The 26999-nt window shown below is 30.9% G+C and carries 29 protein-coding genes; 3 read left to right on the forward strand and 26 right to left on the reverse strand.

The window, feature by feature from the left end:
* Positions 1 to 127: 127 nt before the first annotated feature.
* The 15 genes from DYE58_RS11235 to DYE58_RS11260 all read right to left on the reverse strand — a co-directional run bounded on the left by DYE58_RS11235 (position 128) and on the right by DYE58_RS11260 (position 11217).
* The gene (locus DYE58_RS11235; protein WP_083827205.1) at positions 128 to 478 is read right to left on the reverse strand and encodes an IS3 family transposase; all 351 of its coding nucleotides are present in this window, start codon (positions 476 to 478) and stop codon (positions 128 to 130) included.
* A 12-nt stretch (positions 479 to 490) separates the two neighbouring features.
* Positions 491 to 889: an IS3 family transposase gene (locus tag DYE58_RS00895; protein ID WP_004822916.1), complete on the reverse strand. Its 399-nt coding sequence runs from the start codon at positions 887 to 889 to the stop codon at positions 491 to 493.
* Entirely contained in the window at positions 864 to 1010 is a 147-nt protein-coding gene (locus tag DYE58_RS11010) for a hypothetical protein (protein WP_004822919.1), read from the reverse strand. The genes DYE58_RS00895 and DYE58_RS11010 overlap by 26 nt, the downstream gene beginning before the upstream one ends.
* 54 nt (positions 1011 to 1064) lie before the next feature.
* Complete coding sequence (locus tag DYE58_RS00900; RefSeq protein WP_004822920.1) at positions 1065 to 1307, reverse strand: helix-turn-helix domain-containing protein; 243 nt, start codon at positions 1305 to 1307, stop codon at positions 1065 to 1067.
* Positions 1308 to 1663: 356 nt separating this feature from the next.
* Positions 1664 to 1795, reverse strand: coding sequence for a hypothetical protein (locus tag DYE58_RS11495; protein ID WP_257009261.1), 132 nt, complete (start codon positions 1793 to 1795; stop codon positions 1664 to 1666).
* Positions 1796 to 1866: 71 nt separating this feature from the next.
* The gene (locus DYE58_RS11240; protein ID WP_004822924.1) at positions 1867 to 2091 is read right to left on the reverse strand and encodes a transposase; all 225 of its coding nucleotides are present in this window, start codon (positions 2089 to 2091) and stop codon (positions 1867 to 1869) included.
* Between the two features lie 133 nt (positions 2092 to 2224).
* Positions 2225 to 2722: an IS110 family transposase gene (locus tag DYE58_RS11245; RefSeq protein WP_004822927.1), complete on the reverse strand. Its 498-nt coding sequence runs from the start codon at positions 2720 to 2722 to the stop codon at positions 2225 to 2227.
* Between the two features lie 15 nt (positions 2723 to 2737).
* Entirely contained in the window at positions 2738 to 2884 is a 147-nt protein-coding gene (locus tag DYE58_RS11250; protein ID WP_004822929.1) for a transposase, read from the reverse strand.
* Positions 2885 to 3590: 706 nt separating this feature from the next.
* On the reverse strand, positions 3591 to 4937 hold the full coding sequence (locus tag DYE58_RS00910; RefSeq protein ID WP_004822932.1) for an MATE family efflux transporter: 1347 nt from the start codon (positions 4935 to 4937) through the stop codon (positions 3591 to 3593).
* Positions 4938 to 5016: 79 nt separating this feature from the next.
* Positions 5017 to 6417: an ABC transporter ATP-binding protein gene (locus DYE58_RS00915; RefSeq protein ID WP_004822933.1), complete on the reverse strand. Its 1401-nt coding sequence runs from the start codon at positions 6415 to 6417 to the stop codon at positions 5017 to 5019.
* The gene (locus tag DYE58_RS00920; protein ID WP_245946023.1) at positions 6410 to 7120 is read right to left on the reverse strand and encodes an energy-coupling factor transporter transmembrane component T family protein; all 711 of its coding nucleotides are present in this window, start codon (positions 7118 to 7120) and stop codon (positions 6410 to 6412) included. The genes DYE58_RS00915 and DYE58_RS00920 overlap by 8 nt, the downstream gene beginning before the upstream one ends.
* 3 nt (positions 7121 to 7123) lie before the next feature.
* Positions 7124 to 7717, reverse strand: coding sequence for an MptD family putative ECF transporter S component (locus DYE58_RS00925; protein ID WP_004822938.1), 594 nt, complete (start codon positions 7715 to 7717; stop codon positions 7124 to 7126).
* A 9-nt stretch (positions 7718 to 7726) separates the two neighbouring features.
* Positions 7727 to 9424: an ABC transporter ATP-binding protein gene (locus tag DYE58_RS00930; RefSeq protein ID WP_115311922.1), complete on the reverse strand. Its 1698-nt coding sequence runs from the start codon at positions 9422 to 9424 to the stop codon at positions 7727 to 7729.
* 21 nt (positions 9425 to 9445) lie between these two features.
* Positions 9446 to 10312 carry an ABC transporter ATP-binding protein gene (locus tag DYE58_RS11255; RefSeq protein ID WP_245946025.1) on the reverse strand — a complete coding sequence of 289 codons (867 nt, stop codon included), beginning with the start codon at positions 10310 to 10312 and terminating at the stop codon, positions 9446 to 9448.
* Positions 10313 to 10392: 80 nt separating this feature from the next.
* Positions 10393 to 11217, reverse strand: a complete 825-nt coding sequence (locus tag DYE58_RS11260; RefSeq protein WP_004822947.1) for an ABC transporter transmembrane domain-containing protein — start codon at positions 11215 to 11217, stop codon at positions 10393 to 10395.
* Between the two features lie 220 nt (positions 11218 to 11437).
* On the opposite strand from DYE58_RS11260, the gene DYE58_RS00940 reads away from it, so the two are divergent.
* Positions 11438 to 12433, forward strand: coding sequence for an AraC family transcriptional regulator (locus DYE58_RS00940; protein ID WP_115311923.1), 996 nt, complete (start codon positions 11438 to 11440; stop codon positions 12431 to 12433).
* A gap of 837 nt (positions 12434 to 13270) precedes the next feature.
* On the opposite strand, the gene DYE58_RS00945 is transcribed toward DYE58_RS00940, so the two are convergent.
* The 11 genes from DYE58_RS00945 to DYE58_RS00995 form a co-directional block, all read right to left on the reverse strand.
* The gene (locus DYE58_RS00945) at positions 13271 to 14419 is read right to left on the reverse strand and encodes an IS110 family RNA-guided transposase (protein WP_245946027.1); all 1149 of its coding nucleotides are present in this window, start codon (positions 14417 to 14419) and stop codon (positions 13271 to 13273) included.
* 443 nt (positions 14420 to 14862) lie between these two features.
* Entirely contained in the window at positions 14863 to 15447 is a 585-nt protein-coding gene (locus tag DYE58_RS00950; RefSeq protein WP_004822953.1) for an MptD family putative ECF transporter S component, read from the reverse strand.
* A 10-nt stretch (positions 15448 to 15457) separates the two neighbouring features.
* The gene (locus DYE58_RS00955) at positions 15458 to 16162 is read right to left on the reverse strand and encodes an energy-coupling factor transporter transmembrane component T (RefSeq protein ID WP_004822955.1); all 705 of its coding nucleotides are present in this window, start codon (positions 16160 to 16162) and stop codon (positions 15458 to 15460) included.
* Positions 16152 to 17669: an ABC transporter ATP-binding protein gene (locus DYE58_RS00960; protein ID WP_004822957.1), complete on the reverse strand. Its 1518-nt coding sequence runs from the start codon at positions 17667 to 17669 to the stop codon at positions 16152 to 16154. Before DYE58_RS00960 ends, DYE58_RS00955 begins: the two co-directional genes overlap by 11 nt.
* Positions 17670 to 17671: 2 nt before the next feature.
* Positions 17672 to 19381 (reverse strand): ABC transporter ATP-binding protein, encoded by a 1710-nt coding sequence (locus tag DYE58_RS00965; protein ID WP_004822958.1) that lies wholly within the window; start codon positions 19379 to 19381, stop codon positions 17672 to 17674.
* Positions 19374 to 21161 (reverse strand): ABC transporter ATP-binding protein, encoded by a 1788-nt coding sequence (locus DYE58_RS00970; RefSeq protein ID WP_004822960.1) that lies wholly within the window; start codon positions 21159 to 21161, stop codon positions 19374 to 19376. Before DYE58_RS00970 ends, DYE58_RS00965 begins: the two co-directional genes overlap by 8 nt.
* Positions 21162 to 21274: 113 nt before the next feature.
* Entirely contained in the window at positions 21275 to 21790 is a 516-nt protein-coding gene (locus tag DYE58_RS00975) for a hypothetical protein (protein ID WP_004822963.1), read from the reverse strand.
* 40 nt (positions 21791 to 21830) lie between these two features.
* On the reverse strand, positions 21831 to 22403 hold the full coding sequence (locus DYE58_RS00980) for a TetR/AcrR family transcriptional regulator (RefSeq protein WP_004822966.1): 573 nt from the start codon (positions 22401 to 22403) through the stop codon (positions 21831 to 21833).
* 264 nt (positions 22404 to 22667) lie between these two features.
* Positions 22668 to 22955, reverse strand: coding sequence for a nuclear transport factor 2-like protein (locus tag DYE58_RS00985; protein ID WP_245946029.1), 288 nt, complete (start codon positions 22953 to 22955; stop codon positions 22668 to 22670).
* Between the two features lie 232 nt (positions 22956 to 23187).
* A complete protein-coding gene (locus tag DYE58_RS00990) occupies positions 23188 to 24546 on the reverse strand; it encodes an MATE family efflux transporter (RefSeq protein WP_004822973.1) in 1359 nt (452 codons plus the stop codon).
* 606 nt (positions 24547 to 25152) lie between these two features.
* Positions 25153 to 25746, reverse strand: coding sequence for a TetR/AcrR family transcriptional regulator (locus tag DYE58_RS00995; RefSeq protein ID WP_425451994.1), 594 nt, complete (start codon positions 25744 to 25746; stop codon positions 25153 to 25155).
* Positions 25747 to 25977: 231 nt separating this feature from the next.
* On the opposite strand from DYE58_RS00995, the gene DYE58_RS01000 reads away from it, so the two are divergent.
* Positions 25978 to 26496, forward strand: coding sequence for a helix-turn-helix domain-containing protein (locus DYE58_RS01000; RefSeq protein ID WP_115311924.1), 519 nt, complete (start codon positions 25978 to 25980; stop codon positions 26494 to 26496).
* Between the two features lie 5 nt (positions 26497 to 26501).
* On the forward strand, positions 26502 to 26996 hold the full coding sequence (locus tag DYE58_RS01005; protein WP_115311925.1) for an IS630 family transposase: 495 nt from the start codon (positions 26502 to 26504) through the stop codon (positions 26994 to 26996).
* Positions 26997 to 26999: the final 3 nt, after the last annotated feature.

The raw sequence follows: 26999 nt of genomic DNA on the forward strand, positions 1-26999 counted from the left end.
GTTCAAAAATAAAAACAGCTTACTCAGCATAAGGTGACCCCAAAAAGTTAGACTTTATACCAGAGACATTAAGAAATATTTGTCTCTGGTTTTTTATTTCTAATATTTCCCCTAGGGGAAATAGCAACTAAGCTGCATTTAATTTTCTATAATCTACAGGACTTAAGTATCCGAGTTTTGCTTTAATCCTATCTTCATTGTAATACTTTATATATTTTTCTATACAGTTTTTAAGCTCGTTAAAAGACCTAAATGTTTTACCGTAGTAAATTTCTTGCTTTAATATTCCAAAGAAATTCTCCATAGGTGAATTGTCTAAACAATTACCTTTTCTTGACATACTTTGTAATATCCCGTTATTAGCCAATTTGCTTGTGTATTGTTTTAATTGATATGCCCATCCTTGATCTGAGTGAAAGATTCTTTTATACTTGCAATCAGAAGTATTTAATATGGCTTCATCAAGTGCAGTTATTATTGCATCTAATGCTCAAGCTTTTGTAATTGAATAACTAATTATTTCGCCGTTATACATATCTAGAAATGGATTAAGATAGAGTTTTTTAACTTGCATATTACCAGATTTATCAGATTCATAGTATTTGAATTTACTTGTATCTGTAGTTATTTTTTGATGAACTATACAAGTATTGAATCTTCTTTTTATTCTGTTTGGAGCTACCTTTCCAATTGTTCCCTTGTATGAGTAATATTTTCTTGATTTACGAGTAAAGCTTGTTACTTGAAGTTTTAATTTTTGAATGAGTCTTTGAACTTTCTTCTTATTTACTAGAAGCCCGAGTCGTTTAAGCATGGCATGTATTCTTCTATAGCCATAGTTTGGATTATCTTTACATATGGATTTAATATGTTCTTCTAAAATACTCATCTTTATTTTCTCTATCAAATCTTTTTTGCCAATACATGTATGTTGATTTTGCAAATTTTAGTTTCTTTAGCAAGTCTTTTAGTTTATATTTTTCTCTTAATGAATGAATTATTCTAGCCATACTCTCATTTTTTGATCGTCCTTGTCCTCCAATTCCATCTTTTTTTTAATAAATCTATTTCCATTTGTGTCCAATAGAGTTCTCCTTTAAGCTTTTTATCTCATCTATCTCTTCTTCTGTATATTCTTCTTTAGCTTGTTTTTTAGGTGGTTTTTTATCTTTAGTCATACCTGATGGTCTACCTCGCTTTTTTGGTCTTAGTCCATTAAAACCTTCTTCTCTAAATTCTTCAACCCACCTTGTAATAATTGATGGATTATTAATTTTAAATTGATTAGCTAGTTCTTGATAGGACATTTCTCCTGTGAAGTAAAACTTTACTATATTTTTCTTATATTCAAAAGAGTAATTGTTATTTTTTCTAGATACTTTTAATCCGTCATAGCCTTGTGATTTAAATATATTAACCCATCTTCTTACAATGGATTCATTGCTAATTCCATATTTATCAGCTGAAGTCCTATATCCTCCTTCTTTATTTTGATATGCTTTGACTACTTTTTCTTTTAATTCTGTACTGTATTTTGTCTTGAAAACCTGCTAACGAAAGTCAAGGTGTTTTCAATCCTTGAGTTTCGTTTTTTATGCACGACAAATAAGCTGATAGGAATAAATGAAAATCAACTAAATAACTAGTTTGTCTTATTTAAATTTTATTCAGCTTCTCTTCGTTCTATCCCTAATTTTACTTGCATGACTTTTGCATAATAGATTCGCAACAATTTATTCAAACCTTCGAATTTACATACTTTTTTTGCCTTTCCTTCTTTTTCTTTCTTTATCATATGTAAGTAAATTTCATTGTCTTTATTTTTCGCACTCATCATGCATTTCATTGCCTGGTAGCCGACTTTTCTCAGGATTGCATTCCTCTTTTTGATATCTTTCTTTGGGTGGCTTTGAAGTTTCCTGATTCATAGGGTGAGGCATCTATTCCAACAAAGGATATTAGGCATTTCTTATTCCTGAACTTACTTAAATCTCCAAATTCTGCCATTATTTGAACGGTTAATTTATCTAATATTCCTGAAATTTTTTTTGCTTCTTGATATTCTTCTAATGGCTCGGCAAGTTCGATCATTTGTTATAATATATTATGTAAGCTTTGCTTAATTCTTTTAACCAACTTAATACTCTCTTGTACCTCCGCCTCTATATATGGGCTGGTAGAGGGTTGTGTAGAGATACCTTCCTGAGAAAGGCTATAGATGGACTTAGCCTTTTGTGTATTCGAACGGTATCTCTTTTCTTTTGCCCAGATTTGATATTTTTTTTACAAGTTCTTCTTCTGATAGTTCTAGAACTTTATCTTTATCCCACCATTTTTCAAGAAAATCTAATAACTTGTCTTTTGAAAAATCTTGTGATCCATGCAGAATTAATTTTTTTATGACGCGAAATGTTTGGTCAATGATACGGTCGATAAAATTGATTTGACAAATCCTTAGTTCTATGTGGTGTTGATGGTAACGGTTTAAATGCTTTAATTCTTGGTAGTTTCTGTCGTCTAAATTGTAGTTTTCTAAAGTTCTCCAGTAGATTAAACCATCTTCGACTATCTGTTTGGCGTCAATCTGATCATTTTTAGCTTTCCTAAAACTTAGTAAGCGACAGAATTGCTTCATCTTTAGGGGGTTCACTAAGCTTACAAAGTATCCATTTGCTTTTAAGGTATATAGAATGGGCAGATTGTATTTACCTGTGGGTTCCATAACAATTCTTAATTCTTATAATTCGCCCATTTTTATCATAAATTTTTCAATTTCAGATTTTGAGTTCCTTATTTCATATGACTTCCAAATCACTTTATTTCCTTGCTCTAATGCACATACGGTGAATTTTTCTTTAGAAATATCAATGCCAATAGAAATCATCTCTTATCCTCCTCATTATTATTTGTAGTTTCTACCTGCACTCATTTCCATTCATTTTAGCTCGTTACGCAGACTTTTTGCCCAACCTATTTAATCGAATACTGATAATGAATCGGTAGATGACAGTTTTTATGACGGATGTAATCAATCCAAAAAGCGACTCGTCATTCTATCTTTTCATTATACATAAATAGTGCAGGTGAGAGTTTCCTCTTTCCTAAACTATTTATGGTACTAAAAAGCGGTGTTCTTATACTTCATTTACAGAAGCGAAAGATCCCGCTTTTACGATTTCCTATTAAATTTTGATCCATGCAAGATACCTTATGGTATCTATGGTAAAATACCTTTATTCTCAAGAGTTTTTTACAACACATCAAGTTTTTTCCTTCAAAAGTAGTAAATTGGTAGTAGATTCAATCTTCTCTCTTCCAAATATCCCTGTATTTCAAGAGGTTTGAGGGTTAATTGTTAAAGTTTTATTCAAAATATATTTTAATTTATAAATAAAATTTAGTAATTAATCACCCTGGAATACTACAAATATTAATATTTTGTACAATTAAACAACATATTATCTAGAGTTATGATGATTTTGATAATATAGTTCAATTTGATATTGCAATTTAGGAGAACTAAATAATTTTAGATTGCTTACATTATTACAAACCCTATCATAAAATTTATCATTTTATTTTCTTCCTAATTATAACTCCCTAAGACTTCTAAACTCTTTTTTGAGCATAATTATCACCATGATTGTAATAAATGTATCAATTATAAATGAACCAAAATATATTGATCCAATTCCAAAAATCCTTGGCAAAACAATCATAAGTGGTATGTAAAGAAAAACCTGTCTTCCAATCCCTATCATCATTGCAGGCTTTGTTTTTTTTATAGATGGAAAAAAAGTCATAGCTGTCAATACTAAGCAAAGCATTGGCAATATCAAAATAATCACTCTAAAATAATTCAAGTTTGTTACAGTAAAGTTCCCTGTAGGTAACATTAAATGCAATACAAACTCCGGAACAGCTATTGACACTAGCCACATAGGTAATATCAATACAAAAGCCACTGCAGAAAATACTTTATAAAATCCAATTACTCTTTCTATATTTTTTGCTCCATAGTTAATTCCAATAGCAGGCTGTAAAGCTCTCATAAGCCCATAAATTGGAGTCATAAGAAGGTTTAAAATCCTAAATACCATCCCATAAAATGCAACATCTGATGTTGTGCCAAAAGTGTTTAACGCTTTTAAGATGATAATTCCTTGAATCACTGTCATAATTGTCATGATAAATGAAGGTAACCCTATATTTACAATTTCTTTGATAATTTCCTTATTAAAGTATAATTTATACTCATTTGTCTCAAAACTTGCTTCTTTTCTTCTACAGTAAATAAAGAACAAAACAACATATACAAACATCGCAAGATTTGTTCCATGTGCAGCGCCTTTTACTCCCAAGTTAAATAATCCCATTAGAACATAATTAGCAATAATGTTAACTACCATTCCTATACCCATCATGATTGCTGCTTTCGTCATTTTACCTTCCGCTCTAACAACCATATTATAAGAAAGACCAGCAATCCAAAAGACTGAGCCAAAAAGAGCAACACTATAATATTCTTTTGCAAATGCAATGTTCTCTCCCTTTGCTCCAATTAAATCTAATAAAGGATTCATAAAAACAAATCCTAATATCATAATCACTATACTCAATACAATTATGATTACATTTGAATTTCCTAATATTCTTTTTTGTTTTTCCGTACTGTTTTCTCCAATGAGAATACTTAAATAAGATCCTGCTCCAACTCCTACAAGAGATCCTAAACCTAGAGTTATTTGTGTTAATGGATGCACGATAGATACTCCTGCCAAAGCTTCCTCTCCAACTAAATTACCCACAAAAACAGCATCAAATACTGTATTTAATCCATAAAGTAACATTGCGACCACAGCCGGAAGCGAAAGCTTTAAACAAGTTTTCAACATATTATCGTTCAAAATCATATTCTTTTCTTTTGTTATTTCCAACTAATATACACCTCCATATTTAATTTTCAGATTTGAAATAATTTTTAAAAACTCCTAATGAGACATGGGAATATTTTAATTATTGCTTTACAAATTCATATACTGTCCCACCACATTCATAAATAAACTCATAATCATGAGTTATTACTATAATCGTTTTACCTTCATTTTTCAATCTTTTTAAATACTTTATAACAGATAGCATTTGTTTTTTGCAAAGCCCACTTGTTGGCTCATCTAAAATTATAATAGGTTTTTCGCTAACTATAGCAAGTGCAATCATCAGACGTTGCTTCTCACCACCAGATAACGCCTGAGGATGAGAATCTTTCTTATTGTATAAACAAAATTCTCTTAATATTCGCTCTTTTTTAATATCATCATCACTTACAATCGAAATTTCGTTCCATACAGATTCAGTGAATATTTGATAGTTTACATCCTGCATTACCATAGATATATGGTTATATGATTCTTTTATTTCTTTGCCCTTATAAAATGATTTTCCTCTTCCTTTTATAAGTTTTGATAACTTATTTATAAAAGTTGATTTTCCTACTCCATTGTCTCCTATCAAAAAAATTATTCCTTGTGAAAAGCTGATCTGTTCTAAATCCATTATTTTAGTTTTTTTAAAATCCTGCATAAAGTTTTTACACTCTAAACATGCATCTTCTGTTTCAATTTTCCCCTTATCAAGTAAATGAATCTTCTTATAACTTTTTTCTTCAAAACTAGACTTACTTATTTCATTAAAGCTTCTTAAAAAATACTTTCCCTGAAGTTCTTTTAATTTTATATCGCTTAAAACTTCTTTAGGGAAAATTTTTACTTTGCCATCTTTTAGAATTGCCAGACTGTCAATTATACCCATAAGATAGTAAAGCCTATGTTCAGCAATAATAACAATTTTCCCCATTTTTTTAAGCTGAATAATTGCATTTTTTAAAAGTTCAATGGCTTTATGATCTAAAGAAGATGACGGCTCGTCAAAAAGATAAACTTTATTATCCATAGTCATAACACTTGTTACAGCCATCAACTGTTTTTCTCCACCTGATAACGAAAAAATATTTCTATTTAACAGTTTTTCAGTATTTAATAAATTTGTATATTTTTCTATGGATTTCTCAATATCCTCTTTTTCTACATTTCTATTTTCTAGTGGAAATGCCAACTCGTCAGTAGACTCAACACAAAAAAATTGAGTTTTGGGGTTCTGAAACACAGTAGAGATATAAGCACTTCTATCCGCTATATTTTTATCATTTATAAGCTGTTTATCCAGCACTATTTTCCCGTCTATTTCCCCATCATATATTTCCGGAATGACTTCATTAATTATTTTAATTAGAGTGCTTTTACCGGAGCCGCTTGCCCCTGTTAAACAAAGAACTTGCCCTTCATAAACATCAAAATTAATATCCTCAAGAACATTATTCCCTTTGTATGAAAATTTTAGATTTTTAACACTAAGCATACTTACCTCTCAAATAAAAACCTATCAATATACACATGAGTAAAAAACAAAAGTAATCTAAAATTTCAAACTTGCTTTCTATCAAATTACTTCTTTTCTCACCGATTTTTAACCCTTTAGTCATTGCTGAAATAGAAACATCATCAGCCGTCTTTGTAAGTATCATTAAAAGCGGCACTATCCTATATTCAAAAAACTTAACCGGATAAAAAAACAATTTTCTGATTGTCAATCCATGAAGATACATGGCATCTTTTACCTGATGATAGTCTTCTTTTACAGTATAGAAAAATCTTGCCATAACTATAATCGGAATAACCAGCTCATCCGGAAATCTTATTTTCTTAAGAGATAATGTAATCTCGCTCATTGAAGAGGAATAAAGTGCATACCTTGCCATCATAAGCCCGGGAAGTAATCTTAGAAATACCACTGTAATAAAAAGACCTATAGCCCCCATGTATCCGCTATCTACAAATAAATATTCTTTTTGAGCAATATAAGCTATTATTACAAAAATAAGACCTTTTATTGCAGTTTTCCACTCTTTACACCAAAATAAAAAAACATATGGCAGCAGAGAATAAAACGCTGCCACAACAGGATGATTTTGTTGAATATTTCCTAAAATCAAAGTATAAGATAGAATCAATGACATGAAGATTTTTGTTCTAAAATCAAGTTTCAAAAAATCTTCTCTCACTTTTTATACCTCCGCCATACCCGCTTTAACAAAATGTTTTTTTAACATTTTTATACCTATACTGCATCCTATATAAGTACCAATCATACCTAATAAAATAATTGGAATTAGTGACCAGTTCGGCAAAACACTCATCATTTTTTGAGCATATTCTTCTCCATATCCCATATCAATCATTGTCTTTATATACGAAGCTCTGGCAAAAAATATTGGTAACCAATTTCCAAGCCCCCACAAAGATTGGATTATAAAAGCAAATCTCGCTTGTTTTACACTAGTATAGTTTCCTTTTTTCAAAACCGCTTCTGCTAATATTCCTGCTCCAACACCTGTCAGTACTACCCAAGGTCCGTGTCCTATTGCAAAAAACACCAAAGACATCACTGTAGTTTGAATAAATACCATTCCGGTTTTTTTAATTTTGGTAGAGTAAAGCATATATACCGGTCCTGAAATAATTCCTTGTAGAAGAGGAACTATAGGCATAAGTGTAGGCATAAATCCTATCATTCCCCCGACAAAAGTCGCTATAAATATTAAAATAGCAAACAAACCTGCGTTTATTAAGTCTCTTACATTTAATTTTTTATCTTTCATTTTCTCTCCTTAACATAAATTAGATTTTTCTAACATATTTTTATAATATTTTGAATTTTTACGAAGGTCTTCATCTTTTCCTATAGCTTCTATCTTGCCTTCATTTAATAGAACAATTTTATCTGCATTTCTAATAGTTCTAAGTCTATGAGCAATTATTATAACAGTCTTATTTTTTATAAGCTCAGACAAAGCTTCCTGAATAAGACTTTCATTTTCAACATCAAGTGATGCAGTTGCTTCATCCATTAAAATGATAGGAGCATCTTTAAGTATTGCACGAGCAATAGAGATTCTCTGACGTTCACCTCCTGAAAGTTTTTGTCCATTTTCTCCTATAATAGTTTCTATACCATCGGGCAACTTATCTATAAATTCATAACACCTTGCCACTTTTGCCGCTTTTATAATTTCTTCATCACTTGCGTCTTTTTTACCAATTTTAATATTATTTTTTATACTGGCGTTAAATAAGACCACATCTTGAAATACAATAGAAAAATTCTTTAACAGTGTTCCCGGCTCAATCTTGCTTATATCTTCTCCACCTAATAATATCCTTCCCTTATCTACATCCCAAAATCTTGCTGCCAATTTGGCAAGTGTACTCTTTCCACTTCCTGATTCTCCAATTAATGCAGTTACTTCTCCCTGCTTAGCCTCAAAAGTGACTCCATTGATTACAGAGTAATCTTCATATCCAAAATGAACATCTTTAAATTCTATGTCATAATTTTTAGGATGCATTTCGGTCTTGCCTTCTTGAATTGGCATAGTTTTAATTTCTTTTATCCTGGAAACTACGCTATCAAGCATGACTATCATTGCCATAAAGCTTATAATTTCTTCTATGGGAAGGTAAATACTAACCGTCAACATTAAAAATACTATATAAATAAGTATGTTAATTTCACCTGCAATAAACATATTTGCACCGATAAGTGCCACACTTACAATCCCAAGTTTAAGTAATATCTTAGCAAAACCTGTCGATACTCCTGAAACAAGCTCAACCCTTACCTTATCTTTCTTAAGTTTATCAAGCATCGAATAGAATTTATTAAGTGATTTTTTTTCTAAGTTATAGGATTTTATTTCACTAATTTGTTCAATATTTTCCTGCAAATCATCAAATACTTCTCTACTGCTTTTAACCCATTTATTTAACGATTTTTTTTGCATTTTCTTTGCTAAATATGCTACTAAAAGTGATATAGGCATTACCCAAATTGTTGCTAATCCCATTTTCCAATTGTATATAAGAATCATTACGGAAATTATTACAGTAGAAATTGCTGTAGCATATATATGGGGAACGGAATGTGAAAATATTTGTTCATATAAAGTAATATCGTCCATCATCGTTGTCGCAATATCCGTTAAATCTCTTTTGCCAAAGTAAGAAAGAGGAAGCTTTTTTAGTCTGTTCGCTACATCAATCCTTATGTTGGCACTTTCCATATAAACATTGGTGTAGAGTCTTTTATAATCCCATCTTGCTACAATAAACATTACAATAAGCATGACCGCTATAATAACCAGATAATTAGTTAATGTAAGATTAACCTGTGATTTAACACCTTCAAGTCCACCTAAATATTGGAATAAAAAAGCAAAAGCAATCATTGGCGGAAATAGCTTGGTAAAGCTTAAAATTGTGCGAGAAAAAATCGCTTTAGAAAGGTTACTTGCTCCCTTCTCTGACATAGCATATTTTTCATAAAATATCTATTCATTTTGACCTCCTATCTGCCAACTAACAGCTCTTTGATATTCATCCCAAAGCTTTTTATATTGTCCATTTTTATTTAATAATTCTTCATGTTTGCCTTCCTCAACTATTTTCCCTTTATCAACAACTAATATTCTATCTGCATCTACAATGGTCGAAAGCCTATGTGCAATCATAAGGGTTGTTTTATTCTTAGAAAGTTTTTTAAAAGATTTTTGTATTATATGTTCATTTTCAGGATCCGCAAAAGCAGTTGCTTCATCTAATATTAAAAGATCAGCACTTTTTAAAAAGGCTCTTGCTATCGAAAGTCTTTGCGCTTCTCCGCCAGAAAAATATGTGCCCTTTGTTCCATAAACAGTATTCAACCCATCTTTTAGATTATCAACTATATCTTTTGAACCTGAATCTAAAAGTGCCTGTTCTATTTCTCTATCAGTTGCATCTTCTTTTCCTATAAGTAGGTTGTCTCTTAAACTCATTTTAAAAAGTCTTGAATTTTGAAATACAAAGGAAATTTTATTCATTAAAGTTTGCTTGTCGTATTCTTTGATATTAATTCCACCAATGAAAATTTCTCCGCTTTGAGGATCATAAAATCTTGCAGCAAGCTTAGCAATTGTTGTTTTCCCACCGCCGGAAGGACCCACAAGGGCTACTGTTTCTCCTTTTTTTACACTGAAAGAAACATTGTCAATAACTGTATTATCCTCATACGCAAAAGATACATCTTTAAACTCTAAGCTAACTTCCTCTCCGGATTTATCTCCATAATGCATTTCTTTATAATCCAAAATATTTTCTATTTTATTTAAAGACGCTTCTGCAAAATAAGAATATTGAGATATAACAGCAGATCTCATAATAAACACGCCAAAAGCAGGTCCAATTAAAAAATATATAATTGAATTGCCAATTACCTGACGAATATCTCCTCCGGTATTTATAAAAATAATTGCTGTAGGTACCAAAAAAAGGCTGTCGAACTTACTATAGATTCATAAATAGACATTTTGTTTTGCCATCTCATAGTCATTTTCATAACTATATCAGTCAGCTTCTTTATAAGCGAATAAAGTCTATCAAAACTTTCAATGCTTTGTGCAAAAGTTTTTACTACCGGTATTCCCCTTACATATTCAACAGTTTCAGCCGATAAAGTTGACAGTCCCGTATAGTATTCCTCCTTATCTTCCTTAGCACCTTTTGTCATCATAGTAGTCATTAGCCCCATGCCAATCACCATCGGTACCAAGCTTACTAAACCCAGTTTCCAATCAAATACAAAAAAGAATACCAGAAGAACCAAAGGAGTAACAATGGTCATTGCCATATCGGGAAGCTGATGTGCTAAAAAAGAATGAGTTTCTGCGGCGCCCGAAACAATTACATTTCTAATTCTTCCACTCTCTTTATTCTCAAAATATCCAAGAGGCTTATCCATCATTTTTTTCACATTAAGCTTAATGATATTATCTTCCACTTCAAAAGCAAACACGTGAGATAAAATAAGTGCTCCCAAATATAATATCAATCCTCCCGCTGCAAATGCTGCCCCATAAATTGCATTTTGTTTTATAATGTCAATTTGTATTCCCTTGCCAAGTACAATACTGCTTATTATTTTGTGAATATAAACCATGGGCATTAATACCATAATTCCTGATGCAGCAGACAAAAACATGGCAAGATAAAGCATAATACCTTTGCTACCTGCGTATGGCATTAGTCTTTTTAAAATTGATGTTTTCTTTTGCTTATCGTTCAAAACAAAACTCTCCTTTCCTATTATTTTAATTTTTAGATATTAAACCCAAGATTTATTTTATCCCATTTAGTTCTCATCGGCACCATTGTATAAAACTCAGATTTAAAAATCTCTTGCTTTATAGACTTTATTGTATCATTGTGTATTTCGTGATATAATAAAAATAGAATATTTATGTCTATTAGGAATAATGTCTAATCGGGCTAAAAGGAGGAATTCTATGAAAGACTACTATAATTTTGTAAAAGATTATCTGGGAGCATCTGAATGTTTTGTTAATAAGAAATATTGTAATGTAGGACATACTTTTTGTGTAAATAATGATGAAATCGAAGGTTTATATTGGTTTTATGAAACTGAAAATTTTATAATTGATATACACGATTTCTTTGCAAAAAAAGAAATTATCCACACTAGTTTGCCGGATATAAAAAATTTTATGACTTTTTCATCTTCCTATATAATTAGTGCCAGCGGGGAGAGTTTTAATCCATATCAAACCTTATCAGCAAATTCTTTATATATTTTAGACATAGAAAATTTAGAAAAGAATTATCGTTTTTTATTACATGAAAACTCTCCGTATCTTGGTATCGCTATAAACTTTAAACCGCAAATGATAAAAGACTGTCTATCTTCCATGAAAGTTTCAAAGAATATTTCATATTCTCATATTTTTCAAGATACAAAAGCCATTATCACCAACTCTTTAGAACCTATTGCTAAAGACATTCTAAACTGCAAAATGGTCTCTCCTGCAGCAGAAATGTTTTTTGAAGCAAAAGCCAAAGAATGGATTAGCATTGTAATAGATGCATTTTTAAATAAAAAAGAAAGCCATATTTCTTCATATGATAATATTGCCCTTGAAAACGTAGCAAACTATCTTGATGATCATTACGCTTTAGATGTTTCACAAAAAACCCTTGAAAAAATCGCTATGATGAGCGGTACTAAATTAAAAAAATTATTTAAACAAAAATATCAAATGAGCATTACAGAATATTCTCAACGAAAAAGAATGAACATGGCTGAAAATCTTTTATTAAACTCAACCCTAAAAATACAAGATATTGCAGCAGCCGTTGGATATTCTTCTCATAGTAAATTCACTGCGTGTTACAAAAAATATAAGGGGATTTATCCTAAAGATGCAAAAAAATATCTATCTAGAAAAAATTCAATGTCTATCTGTGTATGTAATAAAAATATTTAATCTTATTTTTAGATAAAAAGTCAATAAATGTCTAGTATATTTTCTCTGAGAGAATGCAAACACGTGAAAAAAACGCGTATTTGTCTTCGCTCTGAGTATAATTCATTAAAAAAATATATATCTGTATTTTCAAATAGATATTTTGTATTATTTCTGCTAGTCTTTTGACGAATATATATCTTCGTGATAAAATTTTTAACAATTTCTTTATATTTAGGTATGTAAAAGTTATAGCTGCTTTCACAGCCATTTTTTATTATTTTTTGATTTGTTTACCTTAAGTCATGACACTTTTTTGCTGTTTTATTTTGAAGTGTCTTTCTATTATATACTCTCAAGGAATACTCTTCTTTACCTGTATATATGTATATATATATAGCTTTTATAAAAATCTTTATAATCTTGCAATATGTATCTTGCTTTTTTGTATTGTTTGTTTATTTATTGTTCATCTTCTTAAACTTTGACAATATTCACATTTTTTTATTGCTTTTGCAGTATTTGTATAATCTGTTGCGCTATATTCTAATCCTTTATTTCAGAACATGTATAATAATATTGGTTGTATATATTCTTTCTTCTCCATTGTGGGTTCTTCCCTTTTTATTTCTCTGTTTTGTTTTTGAGAATAAAAACCTGCTAACAAAAGTCAAGCCTACTCCGAAATTAATTTCAGAGTAGGCTTGTAATATTTAGTATTGAATTTAAGCATAGCAAATAAGCCGGTTGATATCGGCTTGTTTTAACTATTCTATTCCTAGCTCTAAGCTACTTTTAACGCCTCCTTTTCTTGTTTTGATGCCATAACTTTTGCATAGTAGATTCTTAAGAACTTATTTAAGCCTGCAAATTTACATACTTTTTTGCTTTTCCATCTTTTTCTTTTTTTAGCATATATAGATATATTTCATTTTCTGGATTTTTAACACTCATCATACATTTCATAGATTGGTATCCTATTTTTCTAAGTATTGCATTACCTCTTTTGGTTATTTTTCTCTGATCTGCTTTGAAATTCCCCGATTCATATGGAGGTGAGTCTATTCCTACAAAGGATATTAGGCATTTTTTATTTTTAAATTTTGATAAGTCTCCAAATTCTGCTGTTATTTGTACTGCTAATTTGTCTGATATTCCTGAGAATTTTTTGGCTTCTTGATATTCTTCTAGAGGCTCGGCAATTTCTATCATTTGTGATAAAATATTATATAGAATTTGATTTATATGTTTGATCAATTCTATCCCTTCTTGTAGGTTCATCTTTATGTATGAGCTATTGGAAGGTTGAGTTGAGATACTTTCCTCTGCAAGCTTGTAAATGGATTTAGCTTTATCAGCATTAGGATGGTATCTCTTTTCTTTTGCCCAGTTCTTAAAGTCTTCTATGAATTTTTCTTCTGTTTTTTCTAAAACTAGGTCTTTGTGCCACCATGTTTCTAAGAAATCTAATAGTTTGTCTTTTGAGAAGTCTTTAGATCCATGAGATATTAATTTTTTTATTCCTGGAAATGTTTGACTGATTGTTTGGTCTATGAAGTTCATTTGATTGATTCTTAGGTCCATGTAATGCTGATAAGATCTGTTTAATTCTTTTAGAGTTCTAAAATTTTCTGTATCTACTTTGTGTTCTTGTAATTCTTTCCAATACATCAACCCATATTCTGCTATTTGTGTGGCATCTATATTATCATTTTTTGCTTTTCTGAAGTTTAACACTCGGCAGAACTGTTTCATTTTTAATGGATTAATTACTGCTACAAAGTATCCTTGTTTTTTTAATTCATAAAGAATTGGCAAATGATATTTTCCTGTTGCTTCCATGACTATTTTGATTTCTTGATTTAAATCTTTTAGTTTATTTAAGAATCCTTCTACTTCTGGTTTGTTAAGATTTACATCAAAGGGCTTCCAAATAATTTTGCTACCTTGTTCTAAGGCACAGGCTGTAAATTTTTCTTTTGCTATATCTATTCCTATAGATATCATTTTCTTACCTTCTTTCTTTTAAATTTGTAGTTCCTACCTGCACCATTACACTCATTTTAGCTCGTGACACGGACGTTTTGCCCAACCTGCTTAACCGAATATGAATAATGAAGAGGTAGATGACAGTTTTTATTGCGGATGTTTTAACCCTAAAAGACGATCGTCATACTACTTCTTCATTATACAAAAATAGTGCAAGATAGAAATCACTTTCTTTCTTACACTATTTATGGTACTAAAAAGGGGACTGCACATAGGCATAATAAGTCCTCTAAAATGAAAGAAACTTGCTCTTTCCCTATATTTTAAATTTGATTTTTTATGATAATTACCAGTATCAAAAAGGTCTATTATTTTTTTCTATATGAATAACAGATCCTCCACAACACATAGTAATTACCTCCATTATTTAATCCATTTTTTCCTCACGAACAAAGATTTATTTAAATCACTCCTGCTTTTTCAAAATGTTTTTTAAGTATCCTTGTTGCAACAAATGCTCCTATGCAAGCAAGAACAAAAGTTATCAAGCCAAATCCTACTGCCCACGATACTTTGAAATATGATAATGCTTCATTTATTTGTGCTTCGCTCATTTTCCATTTTGACGCTCTTTCCACAAAAGAAGCTGTCCCGAATAAAATCACAGGAATTACTGTCCCTAAAAAATCTGCTAGTGCAAATATCCCATATCCAATAATTATTCGTCCCTTGCTTTCATAATTTCCTATAATCAAATCACATATAATTCCACCGATTACAGCAAAGACTGCATGAGGCAAATGTCCTCCTGACAATGCAATTAAACCAATAAGCGTTCCTGATATTGTAAATACGCCCTTCTTTTTAACTTTCACAGCCATAAGAATATAAACAGTAGCAGCTATCATAAAGCTAACTCCTGAAGCAATAAATCCTCCAATAACTGTTGTTGCCATAGCAAATGCAACTGCCATGTATATGACAATTCCAATTGCATTAAAGATTCCGATTGTAATAAAATCACGACCATTTAATTTGTTTTTCATAAAAGTCCTCCTAATAAATTTTCTGTATTACTATCACAAGAGCAATCATCAAAGCTCCTAATAGTCCAATCATTAAGTCTGTTTTTCTAAACCGCAATTCTGTTAATGTTACCCTCTTCTCATCACTATCAAGTCCTCTAATGAGTGCTGAAGCTGACAGTTCATCTGAAATCTTAATCATTCTCATTAAAAGCGGAACAAGCGTATATTCAATATATTTAATTGGATGTAGCAACGGGAAAAATCTGCTTGTTACAATTCCTCGAATCTTCATATTCTCTTTTAATGCCTTGACTTCTATTTTTATAGTTGGTACAAACCTAAGCAAAACACTAAAAGGTATACCAATGCTTCTTGGTACTTTCATTCTATTTAATGCTTCAAGCATTTCACTTACACTTGTAGTCTTTGTTATATATCCACCAAACATAGCAATTAAGGTCATTCTTGTTGCAAAGTAAATAAACATATATATTGCAAATACGATGCTTGCTTCACAAAACTTTCCAAGCCCTAACTCTATGCAGTATAAAAACACAAAAAACAAAATAAAGCGTAATGCTCTTTTCCACATACTGCTGTATACATACAGAAAAAAGGCAAAGGCAATTAGTACAAAAAGTAGAATTGTATCGCTTATAAAAAAGCTAGTAAATCCAACAATTGGAAGTATAGTAAGTTTTATTCTCGGATCGACTGTTTTTCTATCTATCAAGCTCTCTACCTCCTCTCATCTTGTCTAATATGAGAAATTTATTACTTTCACTCATATTCAAAACTTTTTCTATTTTTCCATCTCCCATTACCCAAAGCTTGCTCACTGTGTTCGCTAAAAACTCAAAATCATGACTTATCACCAAAACTGTTATCCCATTTTTTAATTGTTCTTCAATCAATTTTGCCACTGAAAGCATTGAGTCTTTATCACAACCTGATGTTGGTTCATCATAGATAAAAACCTTTGCCCGTTTCATCATTCCACAAGCTATTGTAAGTCTTTGTTTTTCTCCTCTTGATAAAGCAAACGGATGCTTATCAATGTATTTATCTAAGCCAAGTACACTCAAAATAGACTTTGCCTTTTGAGTATTTTCTTTTTTATCTTTACTTGAAATACCAAGCAGCATTTCATCAAGTACACTTTCCGAAAACAACTGATAGTCTGAATCTTGAAAGACAAAATATGACATATCCATTAAATCTTTATGATTAAGCGACTTATCTTTCCTCGCCCATATTTTTCCCTCTTCTATCTTCTCAAGTCCTGAAAGCACTCTTGCAAAGGTGGTTTTCCCGGTACCATTTAACCCTATAAGACCAATGGCTTTTCCGTACTCCATGTTGAAATCAAGATGATTTAAGATGTATTGGTTTTGCTTATTTCCAACCTTAGTTGCACTTGGGTAACAAAATTTCAAGCCTTTTCCACTGATACTTTCATCATTTAATTGATATAAATCTTTCTTCTCACTTATCCTGTATTCTTCTAATTCAAGAGTTCTTAGTCCATTTTCATCCCAAAACGCCCTTTCAAGATAGATAACTTCTTCCCGACTCAAGTCTTTCGTAATTTCTCCGTCTTTCATCAAAAGAAAACGGTCAAATAAAGACTTTACATAGTACAAACGATGTTCAATTAGAACAACCGTTGTTCCTTTTTTCTTTAATTTCTCCAAAATTAAAAACAGGTCAAATGTTGCTTTCATATCCAAATTTGCTGAAGGTTCATCTAAAATTAAAACTTTCGGATTCATTGCATAGATGCTTGCAATAGCTATCTTTTGTTTCTGCCCGCTTGATAATTCAAAAACAGATTTTCCTTTAAGTTCCTCAATATCCAACTCCACATATACTGCTTCTACTCTCTGTTTGATCTCATCTCTTGATTTGCAGATGGTTTGAAGCCCAAAAGCTATTTCTTCATCTGTCGTTGTCGTAAAAAACTGACTTCTTGGATCTTGAAATACAGTCCCTACAATATGCCCTATTTCATGAAGCGATAATTTGCTTATATCTTTTCCGGACACAAAGGCCTCCCCTTGCATTTTGCCCCTGTAATAATGCGGAATAAGACCATTCATTACACTTCCAAGAGTGCTTTTACCACTTCCACTTTTTCCTGAAATTAAAACAAATTCACCTTTTTTAATTTCAAGATTGATATTTTTTAAAGCAGTTCGCCCATCTTCCCATTCATAAGAAACATCTTTTAACAAAATCATGGTTACACCTCATACTGAGCTTTCCATAATTTTGTGTAGTAGCCATCTTTCTCAAGAAGTTCCCCATGCTTTCCTTTTTCAAGTAAATTTCCTTTTTGAAATACGAGAATTTGGTCAGCTTTTTGAATTGTTTTTAAATGATGAGCCACTACAAGTACGGTTCTATTCTTTGCAAGTTCTGTAATGGCATCTTGTATCAAAGATTCATTTACAGGATCAACATTACTTGTCATTTCATCAAGAATTAAAATCGGTGCATCTTTTAGAAAAGCTCTTGCAATAGATATTCTTTGTCTTTGTCCACCTGAAAGAAGCCCACCATTTTCTCCAATATCAGTTTCATAACCTTTTGGTAAACTCATAATGAAATCATGTATCCTTGCCTTCTTTGCAGCTTTAATGATTTCCTCTTTTGTAGCTCCTTTTTTACCTACTCTGATATTTTCTTCAATCGTGTTATCAAACAGTTGAACATTCTGCATGACAATGCTGATACGATCTAAAAGCTCATCATAAGGAATATCCCTTATATCAATTCCTCCGAGTGTAATTTTTCCTTTATGCACATCATAAAATCTTAAAAGCAAGTTGGTTATAGTAGTCTTTCCACTACCTGATTCTCCAACTAAGGCTGTCATTGTTTTTTCAGCAATAGAAAAGCTCAATTTTTCCATTTTAAATTCATCTTTTTCATAGGAAAAATCTATGTTTTCAAAAGCTATATCATTATCTTTCGGAATAATCCCATTCACTTTATCCGGGATTACATCTGCATATAAAATTCTTGAAAGTCTTTCGTAACTATCTACCGCCGAAACATAGTACATATAGTGTTGTTCCATAGAAGCGAACGGCTTATAAAACTCTTTTGAAATTACCGCAAAGATAATAAAATTAAGTACATCAAGACTTCCCTTTACAACAAGTATTGCTCCAGAGGTTAAAAGAACTAAATATCCAATATCCAGTAAAAAACCAAATATAGATAACTGTTTTGCCTTAAATCTTGAAGCTGCTTTGCTTGTTTCTCCAAACCTTTTTGTCTTATTCATAAGCTCATTATCCAAGCTCTTATTGTTTGAAAAACTCTTTAATACAGGTATTCCTCTAACATATTCAACAAATAAGCTAACCATATCAAGAAGTGCTGAGTTGTTCTGATTTTCTATTTTTTCAGATTGCTTAATTGTCAGATATAGAAAGATAAGTGCAATCGGAACAGATACAGCCATAATAATAGAAAGTTTGAAATCAATACTTGCAAGACCAACAAATACGACTGCACCTATCAAAAAATCGCCAAACATTCTTGACCACATGTGTCCTACAACAAGGGACATATTATCAACATCTTTGTGTAAAATTGTATTGATTTCTCCCAATCTTTCATTTGTATAAAAACCCAAACTAAATTTCTTTAATTTGATAATCATTCGTTCTCTGATTTGCTGAACAATATCAAAACCTGCACTATGCTTTTTCATATCTGCGACCATATTACAAATGCCTTTGAAGACTACAAGTAATCCAATCGCAATAAAATATTTATAAAGCATATCTAAACTCGTCCCATCAAATATCTGAAACAGTATAGAAAATACGATAACAATCATGGCTATGGAGCTTAGTCCATAAAGGGCAAAGAATACACTTGATATAATCAAATCTCTCTTGCCGGTTTTTGTAAGTAGCTTTAACATTTCTCTAAACATTTTCTGTTACCACCTCCGTACACTCGCAATCCGCTTTGCTGCTTGCTCGTGAAAGACAATTGTCTTTCAAATTCCATCTATCAACCTTGTTCTGTGCTTCAACCATATCCTTATAAAAATCACATCTTTTCATCAGCTCTTCATGGCTTCCTGCATCAAGAACAACACCCTTATCCATAACTATAATTTGGTCTGAATCTCTAATCGTATTTAGATGATGAGCAATTGTAATAACCGTTTTATCCTTGCTTAAATCGTCAATCGCTTCACCGATTAGTCTTTCATTTTCACTATCAACAGCTGCCATTGCTTCATCTAATATTAAAATCGGTGCATTTTTAAGTATCATTCTCGCAATGGAGATTCTTTGTTTTTCTCCACCGGATAACTTAACTCCCATTTCACCTACTCGTGTTTCATATCCATTTGGTAAAGCAGAAATAAAATCATGGCATCTTGCTTTTTTAGCAGCTTCTATGACTTCTTCTTTTGTTGCATTTAATTTTCCAATTGCTATATTTTCAAAAATACTTAAATCAAAAAGTATAACCTCTTGCTGAACGCTGCCGATAAGTTCCGAAATATTTTCCTGACTATATTCTTTTATATCTTTTTCATTTATCTTTATTTGTCCGCTGTCTGCATCCCAAAATCCCATAAGCAGGTTAGATACCGTACTCTTTCCGCAGCCGCTCGCTCCGACAAAGGCATTCAAACTATTTTGTTTAAAAGTTAAATTGATGTTTTTAAGTTCAAAGCTATCTTTTCCGTATGCAAAATTCACATCTTTAAATTCTATATCTCCAAATTCTAACCCTTGTTCCATCTTTTTATTTGGAAGCGGAACAGTTAAAACTTTTCCAATCGCCTTTATAGCTTCCTTAAATACAATAGAAAAATGGTGCAAGGTTGCTGTCTTACTTATAGATGCAGTAAAAGCAGATGATAAAATAATGGCAAGGATAAAATTAGGTGTTGTAATATTTCCATAGTAAAGAAATATACTTCCCAAAATCATGACAATAACTACTCCAATTTCCATAAATATGTCAATGAGTCCCATTGGAATTGTAATTGCTCCCATACTCTTTTTAACCCAGTAAATATACTCTCTTGCCGTTTTTAATGTTCTTTCGCTAATCTCCTCTTCTTTAGCAAAAGCCTTAATCACAGAAATATTTTTTACATATTCCATTAGCTCTTCTCTCATCCTGCTTTCATGGTTAAAGTAAATAGCAAAGTTTTTATTCATCGTTTTTTGAGAAAGAACTTTTACCAAATACATGAGTGGAACTCCGGCAATCATTCCAAGAGCAAGACGCCAATCTACAAAAATCATAGCTATGAAAATGATAGTAGGCAGAAGTGTAACTGCCATTATTTCAGGCAAGCCATGAGCAAGATATACCTCCACTTGCTCCACATCATGCTGAACAATGTTCGTAAGCTCCCCTGTATTATGTTCTTTGAAAAATCCTAAGCTTAGTTTTTTTAGATGCCCGATAATATCTATCCTAAGTTCTGTCAATTTTTCGTATGCTTTTTCATGGGCAACTTTTGTCGCAAAATAATAAAACACTCCTTTTAGCACAAATGATGCAAGCATTATAAGAAAAATATATTTCAACTTTCCCGTTTCTGTATCCTGTGTAATCAAGGAACTGATTAAATAAACAAGCAATACCTGCGGTATTAAATCAAACAGTATTCTTAAAGTAAGTAATATATTTGACTTCAAATTATTCCCTATCGCTTTTCCTCTTAACTCTTTTTCTGTCATAAACAACACTCCTTCCAAAATTGAATAATATTGAATTATAATTCAATATTAAGGCTTAAAGTAAGACTTTGCTAATTACACAAAGTCTATTTTTTAGTGCTAAAATACTACTGCTAAGCTCCTAATTCTTGACATTTCCTCTTTCGCATTGCAAGCACCTCGCCATTTGTATTCCAAGTTTTTCCATTATCAAAAGATGTTTTATTTTCCCAATGGAATTTTGAATTAGAAATATTATCAAATACCCATAAATTTAAACCATTATCATTATTTAGATTTGTTAGTATAATTCTATCTTCTACTTTTTCAGCTTCTAAATATACCATTTTCCCCAAACAAGTATAACAAATATCCCACTTTTGTTTTTTAGGATTATATACTCTTATCGTTGTCCCATATTCTGCATCAAGCTGAGGGTTGGATATTCTTTCTTGTCTTGACGGGCAAATGAAAACATCCTGTACTCCATCTCCATTTAATATTTCTGAAAATATCCACTCTCCAATTACATGTCTTTCATTTTCAGTACCTTTACCATCAATCCATTCAATATTCCACTCTCCAATCAAATCACTAAATATATTTTTCTTATTACTTTTTTCTCCTATTAACGCTTTATAAAATTCCATAACAACCTCCAGATCAACCCTATTTCATATTAAATCCGCCTCACAACGATTCCACGCCCTTGTAATAACATCTTGCAACAAGTTTTAGCATATCTTCTGCCCACTTTTCACTTTGATAGTGCCTTGCTATTTCAAGAAGCCCCTCTGTAAAGTTACTGGCTAAAATATGAGCAAGCATTGGATCATATTCCTCTTTTGATTGTCTTTTTAAACTCACTTCAATATGAACCTGCATTTGCGATATGAGTTTTTGTTTTGCTTCTGTATGCTTTGTACCTGAACTTTTATCCATTAAAATAATTAACTTCTTACGCTCTTTTAAAAGTTCATGAATATAATTTTCTCCAACTTCATCAAACCTTTCAGAAGCAGAACCCTTTTCCAAAGACTCCTCCTCATCAAAAGCTGACTCAAAATTTATATAAACAGAACTTACTACTGCATCAAACAAAACTTCTTTATTTTTGAAATAGGTATATATTAGTGCCACAGGTATATCCGCTTCTTTTGCAATTTCTGTTAATTTGGCACCTCTATAGTCCTTTTTATAAAATACTTTTTCTGCTGCTTCCAGTATTCTATTTCTGACTTCTTCTTTTAACACTTGTGCCATAACACACCTCTTTCTACACTAATACTGAATTTATATTTAATAATAAATTTAAATTCAATATTTGTCAAGATGATTATAACTAAAATGATAGAATTATTACATAAAGTTTGCAACAAATTCAACATACTCTTGCCCTTATTCAAGGTTATTCTTTAATCTATGATGTTATTCATCTGTAAAAAACCTTGTATTTAATTTTTCAGCAAAAGATTAAAAGATTATTTTTTCTATCCTCTAATAATATTCACTAAAAATAAATTCGATTTATTCCCAAAACTTATCTTCTATCTCTTGATATTCTGCAAAAGTCCACACTTCTTGTATTTTCCCGTTTTCTATTTTGAACAAATCAATCCCCGGATTATTTAATTTTTCATTACCTTTTTCCGCTAATGAGACAACACTTGCAACAACAAAACAATCATTACTTGCAGCCCATTCTGTCATTATTCGGAATGTTCCATTACTTCTTTTTGCAAACTCAATAATGCATATCTCTGTCAAGACTACTTCACTTCTCCCCTTGGCAAAAATATACATTACTTTTGTCAAGGGGATATGTCCTTTGAAAATGTTATTAGATTGCTTTCTAGTCACATATGTTTGACAATCCTAAAGTTTTAATATCTATTTTTCTTAAACAAAGCTTTACAATTGTTATTTCTTTCTTCTATAGATTTACAAAAAGTCTTTTTCATTTTACACCACATTTCTTGCATTTAAATAATATTAATATATCAAACCTTTCTAAATGGTTTATTTCCGACTTTTAATAATTAGGTACCTAATAATTTATAGTTTCTTCTTTTTCTATTTTTCTAATTCTGCTAAGCATTAAAAATAATCCAAGTAGAATAATACTAAAATCAACAATTGGCTGAGCCCACCAAACAGCAGAGGCGCCAAACATTTTTGGCAATATTAATATAGCCGGAACAAAAAATATCAGTTGTCTCATCATTACAACCATTCCAGCCTTTTTTGCATCGCCAACGGATTGGAAGAAAGTCAGCGTCATGATCATAATTCCATACATAATAAAAGTACAATAGTACATTCTGAAATAAACCACATTTGCAGTCAAAATTTCAGTTCTAACATTAAATAATGATAAGAGCTTTTCAGATAAGAACATTGATGGTATCCAAGATATAGCAGCAAGTATTGTTGCACCACAAGCAAATATCTTCACTGTTTCTTTTACTCTATTATATTGTTTTGCCCCAAAATTAGTTCCTATGACAGGTTGTAATCCTTGACTCATACCCCATAAAGGAATAAATGAAAACATATATAATCTCATTGTGGCAGACATTAAAATTCCCCAATCACTTCCACCATATTTAAATGCTTGCTTAAATAGAAATGTTTGTTGTACTGCAAATAATAATTGCATCATCATAGCAGAACTTCCTATACTAAACATTTCTCCTGCTATTTCACTTGCCTTTTTTATTTTATGAATACCAACAAATGCACTCTTTTTAGTAAAATAATGTAGTGTTAAAACTGCTTGCACAATCTGGGAGATTACAGTCGCAATCGCCGCGCCTTCAATTGCATATTTACCCATCAATTTCATAAAAATCGGATCAAGTATTATATTTAATAAAGCTCCTGCCCCCATGATAAGCATAGATTGTTTTAATGCACCTTCACCACGCATTGTCATATTACCTGCTTGAGCAAAATTAACAAATGTTGAACCTAAGAAAACAACTCTTAAATATCTTATACTAAGGGCCTTTATATCCCCTTGCGCCCCTACTAAATCTAAAAAATTATGTGCAAAAATAATGCCCAATACGGTAATAAAAACCGAGAATACTATTACCCAATAACTTAAATTCCCAAAAATTTTATCCGTTGTTTCCTTATTACCTTTTCCAATAGCCCTCGATAAAATAGATGCACTGCCTACACCAATCAATGCCGAAATTGCCCCATTAATTAAAGTAAGTGACATAGAAATACTTATAGAAGACATAGCATAATCTCCAATAATCCACCCTGCAAATACACCATCCATAAATGGATAAAGACCTATTACAAGCATTCCTATAATACCTGGTAAAGCTAGTTGAAACATTAAATCTTTTGGATTTTTAGTCAAAAGTTGAGTTTTCATATCTTTCTTATTCATATTCTTTCTCCTCTTTAATAAAAGTAACTTCTATCTATTTTTTATAAATAATAACTTTTTGCTCACTTTATATAATAGTAAATCCTCTTTCTAACAGGATTTGTCTCCCAAACTTTCTTAATCCACCTTAATCTATATGTGAGTCCCTTTATACTCGTATGCAAGATTATATCCTAATGGAAAGATTACAGGATTTTCACTTTTGTTGGTTTTACTACTCTAATCTTTATTTAGCCAATTATATTAATAAATTTATGCAGTATCGTTTAATAATTACTCTAAATACCTTATTTGTGATATCATTTTACTTTTATCAAAACCAACATCTTTCATAATTATTGTGTATATTATTCTCAATAGTTTTCTGTCAAATGTTATTTTTAACTTCCATAAACTTAATGCAATTCATCTATTAAAAAAACAATTGTCTTACACAAAAAATGTTAAATTGTTTTTTCTCATATGTTTAAAAATTAGGTTTTAATGAGTTTATTTATTGTGTACAATTTTAATAATAAGTTCAAATTTCCAACTTAGAGGTTTTCAACATTCGTATTTCTAACTATTTTTAAAATTTTACTTGAATTTTTACAACCAGAGTTCATATCATTTTTCATCTATTTTTTTTATATAGAAAACAAATGCTTCTTTTAGGAAATTTTTTTGACTTTCAAATGTTTTTTTCGCACCTAAAATATAATTACTAAGTATTATTCCATTTATATAATCAACCAAAAAACCATCTGAAAAAATGTCAGCATCTATTCCTAATTTTTTTGAGATCATTTTTAATTGTTCAACAGTTTCAGTTTTTAATTCTTGAAATAAGTCTTCAAGCTCACTATTATATTTTTTAGCCTGTAATAAAAGTGCATAAACTTTTGTGTTTTCAGTATCCGACAAACATTTTTCAACTAGAATATTACTCATATTTTCATATTTGTCTTCAAATTTATATTTATCTAAATAATCATCAATTATGCGATTCCTATACTCGTTTCCATCTATCATTAAATCCTTAAGCATTTCAGTTGTGTTACTATAGTGATGATAAACACCTCCTACACTCATACCGACTTCTCTAATTACATCTTCCATCGTTGTATTTTCGAAACCTTTATTTAAAAAACATTTCATTGCCGTTACTCTAATTTCTTTCTTTCTAATATTTCCTACCTTCATTTTTATACTATTCAACATCAAACCTCCCGCATATTTCCCCGAGAATTCCCTCGGTTTTATTTTATCATAATTAGTATAGATTTTGAATATCATTATTAAATAAATTCTTCAAGTATAAATAAGAAAACTGAAAATTAAATGCTCAACTAAATTTGGAGTACAAAATAAAAATATCCATTTGAAGATTTTATGCTAATATCCGTTAAACAATAGATACAATTGTGTGATTTAATGTAGTATAATAATATTATGAAAGATATACAAAAACAAATTCAAGAATTAGAAGTAGAACTCAAAAAAACTAATAACAAAAGAGAATATATAAGGATTAAAGCCATAATACTAAAACTTAAAGGCAACAGTGCCAAATCCATATCTGAAAAATTAGATGTTGGAAAATCTACAGTATTCGCATGGTTAAAAGCATACAGAGAAGATTCTGTAAACGCATTACAAAATAAAAAAAGACAAGGCAATCATAGAAATCTCTGCTTTGAAGAAGAAAAAGAATTCCTAAAGCAATTTGAAGAAAAAGCAGAAAGTGGACAAATAGTAACAGCCAAAGAAATAGAAAAAGCATATGTAAAGCTTGTAGGACATTCCATAGGATCGGGTCAAATATATAGAGTACTAAAAAGACACGGATTTAGAAAAATAATGCCAAGAAGTAAACATCCTAAGAAAGCAAGTAAAGAGGTCATAGAGACCTCAAAAAAATTAACAGCAGAGCAAAAGAACTTAGAAACGTTAACCCGGATAAAAAAGTAAGAATAATGTTCCAAAATGAAGCAGGATTCGGTCGCATAAATAAGCCGAAATACTGTTGGGGTAACCATAAAATAAGACCATCAGTACCTTGTCATCATTTAAGAGAATACAGATATACTTATGGAGCAGTAGAACCAACAACAGGAGAAAACTTCTTTTTAATATTGCCGTATTGTAATACAGACTGTATGAACATATTTTTAAAAGAACTCTCCAAAACCTATAAGAATGATATGATACTACTAGTATGTGATGGAGCAACATGGCATAAATCCAAAGGATTAAGAATACCGGAAAACATAGAAATAATGCATATACCACCATATACACCAGAAATGAACCCCATAGAACAGATTTGGAAACAAATTAGGACTATGGGATTTAAAAATGAATTTTTCCACACATTATCAGACGTAGTGGATAGGTTGTGTGAAACGATAAATAAATTAACAAAAGAGATGGTTAAAAGTATCACCAATAGGGATTGGTTATATATCTAAATT

This window comes from Peptoniphilus indolicus (genome assembly GCF_900454665.1).
Classification (GTDB): Bacteria; Bacillota; Clostridia; order Tissierellales; family Peptoniphilaceae; genus Peptoniphilus; species Peptoniphilus indolicus.